This window comes from Paenibacillus sp. SRL342, assembly GCF_984798905.1.
The window spans coordinates 4899500-4913212 of sequence record NZ_OZ481790.1; the positions used below are offsets into that span (position 1 = coordinate 4899500).

A 13713-nucleotide genomic window follows, 5' to 3' on the forward strand; every position below is an offset into this window, starting at 1 on the left:
AATAAACAGAAAAAACCCGGTCGCTCCATAAGGAGTACCGGGTTTCCAATAAATTGATTTGCGAATTAATCGTTGTTATTATTGCGTGAACGATTGCGTAAAAATGTCGGAATGTCCAACTGATCATTGCTCGGCTGATTTCCGAAAGGACGCAGGTTCGGCGAACGTGTATCCGTCGTCTCCGCTGTTGCTGGAGCTGGTTTACGTCCTGGTGGTGGTGGAGCAGGTTTATCTTCAAAACCGGTTGCAATAACCGTAACCTTAATCTCCTCTTTCAGGTCTTCGTCAATGATGGCACCAAAGATCATGTTCACTTCCGGGTCGGAAGCAGACGTTACGATCTCTGCCGCTTCGTTCACTTCATACAGGGACAGATTAACGCCACCCGTAATGTTCATGATTACGCCGCGAGCACCTTCAATAGAAGTTTCAAGCAAAGGACTCATAATGGCTTTCCGTGCTGCTTCTGCGGCACGATTCTCACCAGTTGATTCACCAATCCCCATAAGGGCTGAACCACGTTCGTGCATAATCGTTTTGACGTCAGCAAAGTCAAGGTTAATCAGACCCGGTACAGCGATCAAATCAGAGATACCTTGTACAGCTTGACGAAGTACGTTATCCGCTTGACGGAACGCTTCAAGCATAGGAGTCTTTTTGTCTACGATTTCGAGCAAACGATCATTAGGAATCACGATCAGTGTGTCGACTTTTTCCTTGAGAGCTTCAATACCTTGCTCTGCATGGCTGGAACGCTTGCGTCCTTCAAATGTAAATGGACGAGTTACGACACCAACGGTAAGTGCACCACACTCTTTAGCGATTTCGGCAATAACCGGAGCCGCACCTGTACCTGTACCACCGCCCATACCGGCTGTAACAAATACCATGTCTGCACCTTTCAACGTGTTCATGATCAGATCGCGGGACTCTTCCGCTGCTTTTTTACCTACATCCGGGTTGGCGCCAGCACCAAGACCACGAGTCAATTTATCACCGATTTGCAATTTATGCTCGGATTTCGCCAGGTGTAACGCCTGAGCATCCGTATTCACCGTAATAAATTCAACACCTTGTACACCATTTTCAATCATACGGTTGACTGCATTGCTTCCGCCGCCGCCTACACCGATGACTTTAATTTGAGCCAAGCTCTCCATCTCGAAATCAAATTCCAACATATTATTCCATCTCCCCCTCAATGTGCATGGATGGCCCGTCCAATTTTTGATTTGAACCGAATCAATTTCATATATCGACGAACGAAAGCGTTTATTTTAGTACCGGCGCATTCAGACGGCTTCAAGAATGTATGAAATGGATCCAACCTGTTATATAAATTCGCTGAACATATTCTTCAGCCGCTCGAACAGACCGGGTTTTTGCTCCGATTCCTGTGCCGCATTTGGCTTCGGACGGTTGGTCGGTTTCTTGTTGTTATTATTGTTGTTGTTGTTATTTCCACCGCCGTTATTGATCGAGGGACGAATGCGCAAACTACGAATTACACTGTGCAATATGCCGACTCCGCTTGTAAACCCAGGGTCACGCACACCAATATAATCCGGAACTGCAACTCGTACCGAAGCAGCAAGCTCATGCTGAGCGACCTGCAGAACCCCCGGCATAGAGACCGTACCTCCCGTTAGTATATAACCTCCAGGAAGCTCGTTGTAACCAAGACGTTTCACTTCTTGGGATATCATCTGGAATATTTCTTGAACCCTAGGTTCAATAATTGCTGCCAGATCCTCCTGTGAAAACTCCTTGTCTACATTACTGCCAATTCGGGTGACTTTGAACATCACATCCGCAGCAGCATCATCCAACCAGGCGCAGCCATATTTCAGTTTCACCTTCTCTGCCTGATCCGTTAACGTGCGTAAGCCATAGGCGATATCATTTGTTACGAATTCCCCACCTATAGGCAACGTTGATGTTGCAACAAGACTGTCTTCTTCAAAAATGGCGATGGTTGTTGCACCTGCTCCAATATCAACAAGCACTGAACCCATCGTTTTTTCATCTTTGGACAAAGCCAGTTGACCCGCTCCAAGCGACATGAGAACCAGATCGCTTACTTTCAGACCCGCTTTTTCCACGCAGCGCAAAAGATTATGTATCGCGGTTTTTGCACCCGTAATGATCGTTGCTTCAACTTCCAGACGAACACCAATCATACCACGGGGGTCCTGTATGCCCTCCAAGCCATCTACAACATATTGCTTGGCGACAACATCAATAATTTCCCGTTCCGGCGGAACTGCAATGACTTCGGCTGCTTTCAACACCCGTTCCATGTCTTCTTCTCCGATTTCACGATCCTCGTTAGACACAGCCACGACGCCGTGACTGCTCATCAGTCCGATATGATTTCCCGAGATTCCAACATACACTTCGGATATTTGAATACCTACCATACGTTCTGCATGATCCACTGCGTTGCGAATCGACTGCACCGTCTGATCGATATCTACGATTACACCTTTGCGAATTCCCTCCGAGTCGGCAGATCCAACTCCTATAATATTAAAGGTTCCATTATTCATTTCCCCAATAATAGCGCGAATTTTGGATGTACCGATGTCCAAACTAACAATGATGTCATTGTTGCTCAAGTCTGTGGCACCTCCTGACTCCAATAGTAAATTACGTTCGAATTTAAACACTCTTAAAACATATTCAACACACTTCAGGCTTTCCCTCTTTTTTCTACAATGTTTTTGGGTGTCAAAATCTGGTTGCCAGACATAAAACATTGAAGAAAAAAGAAGGAGGCAACTCATGTGCCATAAGTTCAAGTGTATCATTTTTTCTTCATCTCAGAAAGAACAAGTTTCATTGCTCTGACGGGGTCAACCCCCGACCTGCCTAGGCTTTCATATTCAGTCCAGCCTCATCATGGCAAAGATCAGGGGCTTGCTCCTGGTTCAGCATCATCTTCCGGGTCATCCGGGATGAAAGGGACATAGGTATCTGCCTCAAGCATGGTGATTTTCCCAGGCCGTTCGGTCTCAATCACCTGATTCAGATACTCCACTTTATCCGATAAAAGAGAGACGGTTGTAATCACTTCAAACTGCGATTTGGTATACATCCGAATCTGATCCGGAAATGAAGGCGTTGGGTTCGGAATAATTTCCGAAATATCCGTCGTCAATTCATTCGGAATTTTAGCCAGTGTCTGGCTCAGTTTGGCTTTGAGTGGATCATCAGCCTTCCATTGGGTCAATATGGGCTTCTCCACAGCAACACCAATTGTTGCCGGAACCGTCAAGCTTGTCCCACTGGCCAATATCGCTTTTAGCGTACCGTCAGAACCAAGCTCGTATGCAACCGTGGCATATTCCTGAACCTTGATATGGATAATACCCGGAAATTGCTTGTCCACGGTAACGGTGGAAATCGCCTTGATGGTCTTGAGACGCTCAATAACCTCGGCAGTACTTGTCCCAAAAAATTGTTCGCCTTCTTTCAGCCCGCTTTTCTCCAGCAGTTCTGAAGTTGCTGTATATACATTACCCGTAATTTCAATTGCCGAAATCCGACTCATGGAAGAACGAAAGAATAGTACAGCGAGCAATACAATAAATAATAATAAGAGAATAATTACAATTTTGCGGCTTGTGTTTCCTTTTGGCCGATTCTTCTTCAGAACCGGAATTTGACTTTTAGGCATAAGTAGCGCTCCACAAAGCCTCAGGTCCCCTCCCTTCAAGAAGGGGACGCCAAGGACGTTAATTGGCAAAATCCAACTGTTTCGAAACGGGCGACTGTCGCTCAACCGATGCTCCAAGACTTTGGAATAACTTCTCGATCTGATCGTAGCCCCGGTCAATATGATGCACTTGCTCCACAACCGTTTTGCCTTGAGCAGCCAGACCAGCAATGACCAGGGCTGCACCTGCACGAAGATCGGTTGCTTCTACTGTAGCCCCGTAAAGACGGGGAACACCACGGATAAATGCTGCGTTCAGATCGACTGAAATATCAGCCCCCATCACATTCAGTTCATCCACATGTTTGAACCGGCCCTCGAATACCGTTTCCTTCATCACACTGAATCCGTCTGCCAGACTGAGCAGCACCATGATTTGCGATTGCAAATCTGTCGGAAACGAAGGATACGGAGAAGTCACAATACGGTCTACTGATTTGGGACGGCTCATACAGCTCACCGTCATTATATCATTGCAGACTGTGATTTGAACACCAGTGCGCTTCAATACATGTATAAGTGAAGTAAGATGAGCAGGATTGCAGTGTGTAAGCGTAACATTGCCTCGTGTTGCTGCTGCTGCAATCATTACGGTTCCGGCAACGATTCGATCCGGTATAATCTCATAGGAACAAGGCTTCAGTTTCTCAACGCCATTGATTGTAATTGTATCCGTTCCTGCACCAATAATGCTTGCACCCATAGCATTCAAAAAGTGTTGCAGGTCCTGGATTTCAGGTTCTCTTGCCGCGTTGCAAATGGTTGTCGTGCCTTTAGCCAGAACGGCTGCCATCATGATATTCTCGGTTGCTCCCACACTCGGGAAATCCAAATGAATATCTGTACCCACCAGATTGTGTCCATGACAGATAATCTGTTGGTCCTGCTCTTCAATCAAAGCTCCGAGCGCTTCCAGGCCCCGGAGGTGAAGATCAATTTTGCGTTCTCCAATGGCACAGCCTCCTGGCTGATACACTGACACTTGCCCAAACTTAGCCAGCAATGGTCCCATCAAAAAAATGGAAGAGCGCATCTGCTTCATTAGATCTTCTGGCACATCATATGACCGGATAGACGAGGTATTAATCGTCACTGTTCCCTGTTCATGCCGACACGTGCATCCAAGCCGTTCCAGGATATACAGCATCACTTCAATGTCCAGCAAGTGTGGAACGTTATGCAGTGTAACTTCTCCATCTGCCAACAAACTTGCGGCCATAATCGGTAAAGCGGCATTTTTTGCTCCATGGATGCGTATGGATCCTGAGAGGGGTTTCCCGCCTTCAATCACCAATTTGTCCAATGTATCACCTCCGGGGTTTACCGCTCACCCACTACGAAGACTTCCGGTACCAGGTTAATACCGTTTTGAGATGATATAGTGCTCTGTATCTGCTGCATTAGGGTGATAACGTCCTCTGCTGTTGCTTGGCCTGTATTAACAATGAAATTGGCATGCATGGTGGATACCTGTGCGCCTCCCTGGGTCATTCCTTTCAGCCCTGCTGCTTCAATCAGGCGGGCCGCATGATCACCCGGTGGATTTCGGAATACACTACCTGCACATGCCATCTGCAGTGGCTGTGTGCGGCGCCGGCGATCTTTGTAAGCCGCCATCGTTTCCGAAATGACGTTGCGCTCTCCATGCTGGAGTTCAAATGTTGCTTCCAGCACGATGCCTCTCCGATCATGCAGAACAGAGTGGCGATAGGCAAAATCCATGTCCTCCTTGCTGTAACGTACCAATTCCCCTGTCTCCAGTACAATCTCAGCGAATTTGAATATCCGTGACACATCCGATCCATGCGCGCCTGCATTCATGTACACAGCTCCACCAACAGTTCCGGGGATACCGCTGCCGAATTCCAGACCGGTCCATTCCTTTTTGGCAGCAACCACACTGAGTTTAACAAAAGAATGCGCCGCTCCGGCGGTTACACCGCCTTCGTGAAATTCGGCATAATCAAAGCCCTCGCCTGGTTTCACCACAACACCGCGTATTCCTTTGTCTGACACCAGCATGTTTGAGCCCCGTCCAAGTTGCATCCACGGAATCTGATACGTGTGAAGCAATTGAACGAGATTCATCATCTGCTCTTTATTCTCAGGAATGACCAGTGCATCCGCAGGACCGCCGATCTTCCATGTGGTGTATTTGGCTAGCGATTCGTTTTCAAGAACTCTGCCAACATTATTCTGGGATAGTAACGATATCCACTGATGCATGTTTGCTTCCTCCTTTGCTTCAAAACCGATGAACACGGTATATTCTGTTGTTACAGACCGTGCTCTGGCGCCATGGAACGATGGTCACGATTTATACGGTATCTTATGTCAGCCCCGTCTTGTGTGTGACAATCGCCCACAAACGCACTTTATCGGCGTGCAGCAAGACGCTGAATTTCATGAACAAGCACCTCAGCTGCATCGGGTTTCCCCAGTTTCCGGGAGGCTTCAGCCATTCGTTTGCGTCCCGATTCATCATTCATAATCTTGGCAATGGCTTCATACAGGACTTTGCCTGTAAGCTCCTTCTCCAGCATCGTGAGTGATGCGCCTCCACCTTCAAGCGTGCGTGCATTGGCTTCCTGATGATTATTAGTCACGTTAGGTGACGGAATCAGGATCGAAGGAATCCCCAATGATGTAATCTCCGCAAGGAATGATGCACCTGCGCGGTTTACAATCAAGGATGTGCAGGCAAGCACCTCAGGCATATTATGCACGTAAGGCAGGACATGCAGGTGGTTTGGCATCGTACCCAATGAGCTGCGAATGGCTTCACGCGTTTCATCAAAATAGGTATCCCCTGTCACGTAAACGACATGTACATCGTCCAGTTGATCCAGCATTGGAGCCATGTCCACCATGGCCTGATTGATTGCTTTTGCCCCGCGACTGCCACCAACCACAAGAACAACACGGCTGTTCATCGGTACACCTAACGTGGCAAAACCACGATCACGGCTAGCCTGGGCTACCGTAGTCGCTCGCGGATTACCGGTGTAGATCACCTTTTTTGCGCCGGAAAAAGATTTTTCAGAACCTTCAAAGCTAACGGCAACCGTGTCCACATAACGCATCAAAAATTTGTTCGTCAGACCAGGGATGGCGTTCTGTTCATGAATTATACTCGGAATTCCCAGTTTTGTTGCTGCATATACCACAGGTCCACACACATATCCACCTGTACCAATCACAACATCCGGTTTGAATTCCTTCAGCATTTTTTTGGACTTGCGTACACCTTGAATGAAACGCATGACCGTTTTCAGGTTGTCGATGGACAATTTCCGCCGAAATCCCGTAATATCAATGGATTTAAAAGGAATATTTTCTTGGGGAACCAGCTTGCTTTCCAGCCCTCTGGTTCCTCCGATGTATAGAAATGTCGAGTCCGGGTTCTCCGCCTCGCATTGTCTTGCTATGGCAACGGCCGGATAGATATGTCCACCCGTACCGCCACCGCTAAGAACGACTCGCATCGCATAGTCACCTCGCATAACGGGATAAATTCACTAAAATGCCCAGTGCTGTGAGCATGAGGGTCAATGATGATCCACCGTAACTGATCAGAGGCAATGTAATGCCCGTAACAGGCATCATGCCAATGACAACACCAATGTTAATAATGACCTGTACGGCGACCATACCTACGATACCAACACCAAGCAGACTGCCGAAGGCATCCGGAACGGTCATGGCTACACGCATTCCTCTCCACACCAGCACCAGAAACAACAATAATACAATCATTCCACCTATAAAGCCGAGTTCTTCGGCCAAAATACTAAAAATAAAGTCCGTTTGCGGTTCAGGTACATAACTGTACTTCTGCCGGCTCATACCCAGTCCCAATCCCGCCAGTCCACCAGGACCAATCGCGTATAAGGATTGAATGATCTGATATCCGGCACCCAGTGGATCGGACCACGGGTCCAAAAACGCTGTGATACGCTGCAACCGATAGGGTGCTGCTGCAATCAAAGCTGCAAACCCCGCTACGCCACCAAGAGCAAGCAAGCTCAGATGTTTCATTCGCGCTCCGGCTGTGAAAATAATAAGCATCGATGCGCCCATCATCACGGTGCCAGTCCCCAAATCAGGTTGCAGCATAATAATCCCAAAAGCCAACCCGATCAATCCCAGCGGTGGCAGAAGCCCCGATGTGAAGGTTTTGATTTTACCCGGTTCCTTGCTCAGCCAGTGAGCGAGAAACAGAATCATGCCCAGCTTCATGAATTCTGAGGGCTGAATACCGAACGAACCAATGCCCAGCCAACTTCGTGCGCCACCGCGAACCACACCAATTCCAGGAATGAGCACCGCAATGAGCATAATAAAACAGGCAATCAGTATAGGCTTGGCATATTTCCTCCACACCCGGTAGTCTACATTAGCAGTTACGAACATGGCCACAAGCCCAAGCACCGCAAACAGGGCCTGTCTTTTTACAAAATAAAATGAATCGCCATAGTCATGAAAGGCAAGCACCGAGCCCGCACTATATACCATAATAATGCCGATGGCAAGCAATGCCAAAATACAAATCAGCAACCAAATATCTGGTGCCGGTCGCGTCTGTTTCATCAGGTGGCCACCCCTTGCATGGAAGTAGGGGCTTTTCCACCCCCCTACTTACAAGTTATGCGCCGCCTCTTTAAAAATGCGTCCCCGCTCTTCATAGGAAGCAAACATGTCCCAACTTGCACATGCCGGGGATAACAAAACGACATCACCGGCACTGGCAAGCTTCGATGCTTCCTGCACAGCAACGGTTAACGTCCGGGCAGCGTCCTCCTCATTATCGACGACCTTAATTTGCTTTAATCCGGCAAGTTCCGCGACCTTGGCAATTTTTGTCCGTGTCTCACCAATTGCAACGACAGCTTTTATCCGTTCCTGGAACAAGGGTAACAACTCCATCATGTCTGACCCGCGATCCAACCCTCCAGCAATTAATACGACCGGTTCCTTGAACGAATTCAGGGCCATAACCGTAGCTTTCGAATTGGTCGCTTTGGAGTTGTTGTAGTATGCTGAACCGTTATGCTCCAGGACATATTCAAGTCGGTGTTCAACTCCCTTGAAGTCTGCAAGCGGAGCAGCCAGCACCGCAGGATCAGCTCCTGCCGCTACAGCAATGGCCACAGCAGCCAGTGCATTTTCCACATTAAATCGCCCAGGAAGGCCAATATCCTCAACGTCGATAATGATGTGGTGATCTCCGTTTCCATCCGCGTAGATTACCTGACGCTTCACATCGTCCTCTTCTCCATCCACATAAGGAGGATCTGCATACACACCTGTATCCAATTTCTCTGTCACCGAGAAGGGGATCACTCTGCCTTTGATGTAAGGAACCAGACCACGACATACCGCATCATCCCAATTTAGAATGGCTACGTCGTCAGGCTGCTGATTAGCGAACAGTTTGGCTTTGGAAGCCACATAATCATCCATGTTCCCGTGATAGTCCAGATGCGTCTCAGCAACGTTAAGCAAGCTGGCAATCTGAGGACGGAAATCAACCGTTCCTTTAAGTTGGAAACTGCTAAGCTCAACAACCATCCAGTTATCTGGAGAAGCTTGCTCTGCCGCTTCACAGAGAGGTGTTCCGATATTACCGGCAACAATCGGTTTGAGGCCGGCATGCTCCAACATTTTACCCACCCACGTGGTGGTTGTTGTTTTACCGTTGGAGCCCGTAATCCCGATCATGGGTGCAGCACATAGATGATAAGCAACCTCTACTTCGGTCACCACTTCAATGCCCAATGCCATAGCTTGCTGCACAGGAGCTGCATGGTATGGGATACCCGGGTTTTTGACGACCAGCTTCACACCACTGTGAATCAGATCATCCGGATGTCCTCCGCATACAACAGAAATTCCCAAAGCCTCCAATTCGGAAGCTTCGGGACATTGATCTCTCTCTTTTTTGTCATTTACTGTAACCTTCGCTCCGGCGCGATCCAGCACTTTGGCGACCTGTACGCCGCTTTTGGCCAATCCGAGCACGACTACTTGTTGACCGCGATATGATTCAGGATGGTTCATGATCTACAACCCCTTGTTGAGATAAAGTCCAAGAGCGGCCAAAATTGCGCCTACCGCCCAAAAGGTAATAACAACCCGCCATTCTGACCAACCACTTAATTCAAAGTGATGGTGAATGGGGCTCATTTTGAATACACGCTTGCCACGAGTCTTGAAAGATACCACTTGAATGATGACAGACAGGATCTCGATAACAAAAATACCGCCAATGATGACAAATAGCAGCTCTGTTTTGGTTACAATCGCTACCGCACCAATCGCACCGCCAATACCCAGAGAACCGGTGTCTCCCATAAACACTTTGGCCGGATGTGCATTGTATACCAGAAAACCGAGTACGGCTCCGATCATCGCTGCTGCACAGACTGCTGCTGGCATCGACGTGGCTTGCATCGCCACAATGGCAAACGCGCCAAAGGCAATTGCACTTACCCCTGACAGCAAACCATCCAGACCGTCGGTAAAGTTAACCGCATTGGTAATGGCAAGCATCATGAATACGACAAACGGATAATAGAACCATCCTGTCCAGTCGAACGAGAATGATGTACCCGGAATAGAGATGGCTGTGCTGTGTCCATTCTGGATCAGCAAGAAACACATTACTGCACTGAAGAACAATTGGCCCAGCATTTTTTGTCTGGCCGTCAGTCCCAGCGAACGTTTGAACACAATTTTGATGTAATCATCCAGGAAGCCAATCAGCCCAAATCCCAGCGTAGCCACGAGTAAGACATAAAAGTCTGTATTCTTGACTGCCGAAAATTTCAAAAAGGCCAATGTGAACGCAACTAAAATGACGACTCCACCCATTGTAGGTGTCCCGCTTTTTTTCAAATGGCTCTGAGGCCCATCTTCCCTAACTTGCTGTCCGAATTTCATTCGACGTAACAGCGGAATCAGGAGCGGTGCGGCAATCACCGCCAGAATAAATGAAACACCGATTGTTAACAGTAATACCTGAAAATCCATGGGTTCACCCCTCTAGTCTACTCGATTCTGTAATGGTGCTATTTGTAGTGCTTCGACCACGTCCTCCAGCTTCATGCCTCTTGAGGCTTTGAACAAGACAACGTCTCTGGGATGTAGTTTCTCCAGTAGATAACGGGTCATTTCTTCTTTATCTATAAAAGCATGCACAGCCTCTGCCGGCATATGCTTTCTTGCTCCTTCAGCAATATGTGCTGATAGCGGGCCATATACGAGCACCATGTCCATTTTGGCAGAGGTAATATACTCACCAATTCCAAGATGCAGATTCTGCTCCTGAGGACCAAGTTCAAGCATATCACCAAGCACAGCCACTTTCATGCGGTATCCTTTCAGACCTTCTAGTACATCGATTGCGGCCTTCATGGAGGTTGGACTTGCATTGTATGCATCATTCAGCAAGGTTAGACCACTAACGCCTTGAGTAACCTCAATACGCATGCCTGTCAGTTTCAAGCGAGATAATCCCCCGGCAATCTGCTCCGTTGTCACTTTGAAATGACGGGCTACAGCAAAAGCAGCCAGACAGTTAACGACATTATGCGTTCCTAGCAGAGGTAGCGTAAATGCATGTTCTCCAGACTGTTTGGTGGTGAAAACTACGCCGTTCTGTGCATTCATAAGTCCGGTAGGATAGTCATCATTATCGGTTTGCAGACCAAATGTAAACCGCTGCAATCCATCAGGTTGTTTCGTTGCGGGCTCTTCAAGGACTTGTGCAATTAAAGGCTCGTCTCCGTTGTAGATCAGTAACCCGCCAGGCTTCAATCCCGCGGCAATCTCGGCTTTGGCTCTGGCAATCTCCAATCTGGACCCTAGCTGAAGCAGATGAGATTCACCAATATTGGTTATAATTGCTACATCAGGCTGCGCAATAACTGACAAATCGTTAATTTCCCCGCGACCACTCATACCCATCTCCAAAATGATAATCTCGGTATCCGGGTCCATGCTTAGTACAGTCAGTGGTAAACCAATGTGATTATTGAAGTTGCCTTGCGTCTTATGCACTTTGAACGTCGTTGAGAGAATGGCATCAACGATGTCCTTTGTTGTTGTCTTGCCGTTGCTGCCTGTAATGCCGACTACAGCCGCTTTATTCTCCGTTAGATAAGCAGATGCGAGTGCTTGCAGTGCGACAAGTGTGTCGTCAACAACAATGACAGCTCCTTGCGGCGGAATACCATGATCCTTTTGCCAGATCGCGCCTGCAGCCCCCTTCTCCAGACAGGCCTGCACAAATTCGTGTCCGTCAAACCTTTCACCCACTAACGGGATAAACAAACTGCCTTCCAGAGGTTTACGCGAATCGGTAAACACTCCTTCAACCATTACATTGCCATGAGCGGCAACGTCACTTAATGTTCCTCCACACATCTCGGCCAATTGTGCCAATGTTCTTTTTATCAATTGGATTTGCCCCTTATCGCTTCTTTGGCTATGATTCGGTCATCAAAATCGGTTTTGGTTGTGCCGATAATCTGATAGGTCTCGTGACCCTTGCCCGCAATCAATACTACATCGGCTGGGCTTGCCATTTCAATAGCTTCATGAATCGCCTGGCGCCGATCCACAATCATCGTATAACGTTCAGCAGGAACGGATTCTTCAATCAGGCCCTGTTCAATGTCTTTGAGAATCAGATCCGGATCTTCTGTCCGTGGATTATCGGAAGTAACCAGTACAAAATCACTATAATTCGCAGCAATTTTCCCCATGAGAGGGCGTTTGGTACGGTCCCTGTCACCACCACAGCCAAACACACAGATCACACGTCCTTCGGCAAATTCCTTCACCGTCCGCAGCACATTCTCCAGTCCATCCGGTGTATGGGCATAATCGACAATAACAGCAAATGGCTGTCCTTCGTCCACTCCTTCAACACGTCCATCCACGCCCGGAACCGTCTCCAGACTGCGCTTGATCTCTTCCAGCGGAATACCTTCCACCAGCGCTGCAGAGATGGCTGCCATTGCATTGTACACATTGAATTTACCTACCATGCGCAATCGAATATCCGCGTTGCCTGCAAATGTATCCACATGGAAAGAAGTTCCCTGAGATGTAATTGAGATTTGGGATGCGCGTACATCCGCCTTTTCACCCATGCCATATGTAATCACTTCAGCCGCAGTCACAGAGATGAAATAAGCCGCAGCCGGATCATCTGCATTGATGACAGCGAATTTGCGCTGTGAAACATCTTCTGTATAACCGTTACCCAGACGTGCAAAGAACAATCCTTTGGCCCCGCGATATTCCTCCATGGAATGGTGGTAGTCCAGATGATCCTGCGTCAGGTTAGTGAATACCGCAGTACGGAAATTTGTTCCCTTTACTCGCCCTTGTTCCAATGCGTGAGAAGAAACTTCCATAACACAGCAGTCCGTACCCTTCTGAACCATATCATGCAGACTACGCTGCAGATCAAGCGCCTCTGGTGTTGTTCCTGACATCGGGTAGGTGCGACCGTCATACCGCATTTGAATAGTACCGATCAATCCCGTCTTGCGTCCGTAATCACTCATGATTTTTTCAATCAAATAGGTGGTCGTTGTTTTTCCGTTCGTTCCCGTTACACCAATCATATTCATTTTTTGGCTTGGCGAGTCAAAAAAGAAATCTGCCAGAACAGCCATCGCAAACCGGCTGTCCTTCACCAGCAATTGTGGTACAGGCAGATCCAGCAGCCGTTCAACCACCAATGCGACTGCACCCGCATTTACAGCTTTTTCTGCATAATCATGACCATCTACCGTATGTCCCGGAAGACAGATAAACAGATCACCCGGTTTTACCTGCCGGGAATCTGTCTGAAGGTTTTGGCATTCTGTATTTGATTCGCCCACGAGGCGGGCGGTGGTCAGCATCGATGCAAATTGTTTTAAAAGCACATGAATAACCTCACTTTTCCAATTATACTTCTGTTTTAACATATGTCTGTA

The 13713-nt window shown here is 47.9% G+C and carries 11 protein-coding genes; all 11 read right to left on the reverse strand.

Annotated features, from left to right (window positions below; genetic code table 11):
• Positions 1–65: 65 nt before the first annotated feature.
• The 11 genes from ftsZ to AC4E8D_RS21660 all read right to left on the reverse strand — a co-directional run bounded on the left by ftsZ (position 66) and on the right by AC4E8D_RS21660 (position 13662).
• On the reverse strand, positions 66–1181 hold the full coding sequence (gene ftsZ, locus AC4E8D_RS21610) for a cell division protein FtsZ (RefSeq protein WP_017687306.1): 1116 nt from the start codon (positions 1179–1181) through the stop codon (positions 66–68).
• Positions 1182–1331: 150 nt separating this feature from the next.
• Positions 1332–2618: a cell division protein FtsA gene (ftsA, locus tag AC4E8D_RS21615; RefSeq protein WP_253501941.1), complete on the reverse strand. Its 1287-nt coding sequence runs from the start codon at positions 2616–2618 to the stop codon at positions 1332–1334.
• A 293-nt stretch (positions 2619–2911) separates the two neighbouring features.
• Positions 2912–3679, reverse strand: coding sequence for a cell division protein FtsQ/DivIB (locus AC4E8D_RS21620; RefSeq protein WP_017687304.1), 768 nt, complete (start codon positions 3677–3679; stop codon positions 2912–2914).
• Between the two features lie 58 nt (positions 3680–3737).
• Positions 3738–5021: a UDP-N-acetylglucosamine 1-carboxyvinyltransferase gene (gene murA, locus AC4E8D_RS21625; protein WP_339310101.1), complete on the reverse strand. Its 1284-nt coding sequence runs from the start codon at positions 5019–5021 to the stop codon at positions 3738–3740.
• Positions 5022–5038: 17 nt separating this feature from the next.
• A complete protein-coding gene (gene murB / locus AC4E8D_RS21630; protein ID WP_076250757.1) occupies positions 5039–5944 on the reverse strand; it encodes a UDP-N-acetylmuramate dehydrogenase in 906 nt (301 codons plus the stop codon).
• 149 nt (positions 5945–6093) lie between these two features.
• Complete coding sequence (gene murG / locus AC4E8D_RS21635; protein ID WP_076211539.1) at positions 6094–7203, reverse strand: undecaprenyldiphospho-muramoylpentapeptide beta-N-acetylglucosaminyltransferase; 1110 nt, start codon at positions 7201–7203, stop codon at positions 6094–6096.
• Between the two features lie 7 nt (positions 7204–7210).
• Positions 7211–8308 carry a stage V sporulation protein E gene (gene spoVE, locus AC4E8D_RS21640; protein ID WP_074095851.1) on the reverse strand — a complete coding sequence of 366 codons (1098 nt, stop codon included), beginning with the start codon at positions 8306–8308 and terminating at the stop codon, positions 7211–7213.
• A 48-nt stretch (positions 8309–8356) separates the two neighbouring features.
• Entirely contained in the window at positions 8357–9778 is a 1422-nt protein-coding gene (gene murD, locus AC4E8D_RS21645; RefSeq protein ID WP_490205205.1) for a UDP-N-acetylmuramoyl-L-alanine--D-glutamate ligase, read from the reverse strand.
• Positions 9779–9781: 3 nt separating this feature from the next.
• Positions 9782–10750: a phospho-N-acetylmuramoyl-pentapeptide-transferase gene (gene mraY, locus AC4E8D_RS21650; protein ID WP_047843751.1), complete on the reverse strand. Its 969-nt coding sequence runs from the start codon at positions 10748–10750 to the stop codon at positions 9782–9784.
• Between the two features lie 12 nt (positions 10751–10762).
• A complete protein-coding gene (locus tag AC4E8D_RS21655) occupies positions 10763–12175 on the reverse strand; it encodes a UDP-N-acetylmuramoyl-tripeptide--D-alanyl-D-alanine ligase (RefSeq protein WP_490206500.1) in 1413 nt (470 codons plus the stop codon).
• Positions 12175–13662, reverse strand: a complete 1488-nt coding sequence (locus tag AC4E8D_RS21660; RefSeq protein WP_339185427.1) for a UDP-N-acetylmuramoyl-L-alanyl-D-glutamate--2,6-diaminopimelate ligase — start codon at positions 13660–13662, stop codon at positions 12175–12177. Before AC4E8D_RS21660 ends, AC4E8D_RS21655 begins: the two co-directional genes overlap by 1 nt.
• Between the last annotated feature and the right edge of the window lie 51 nt (positions 13663–13713).

Bases quoted from the DNA above. Each gene is read 5' to 3' on its own strand.
- ftsZ (WP_017687306.1), bottom strand. From the start codon at position 1,181: ATGTTGGAATTTGATTTCGAGATGGAGAGCTTGGCTCAAATTAAAGTC.
- AC4E8D_RS21620 (WP_017687304.1), bottom strand. From the start codon at position 3,679: ATGCCTAAAAGTCAAATTCCGGTTCTGAAGAAGAATCGGCCAAAAGGA.
- murB (WP_076250757.1), bottom strand. From the start codon at position 5,944: ATGCATCAGTGGATATCGTTACTATCCCAGAATAATGTTGGCAGAGTT.
- murG (WP_076211539.1), bottom strand. From the start codon at position 7,203: ATGCGAGTCGTTCTTAGCGGTGGCGGTACGGGTGGACATATCTATCCG.
- spoVE (WP_074095851.1), bottom strand. From the start codon at position 8,308: ATGAAACAGACGCGACCGGCACCAGATATTTGGTTGCTGATTTGTATT.
- murD (WP_490205205.1), bottom strand. From the start codon at position 9,778: ATGAACCATCCTGAATCATATCGCGGTCAACAAGTAGTCGTGCTCGGA.
- mraY (WP_047843751.1), bottom strand. From the start codon at position 10,750: ATGGATTTTCAGGTATTACTGTTAACAATCGGTGTTTCATTTATTCTG.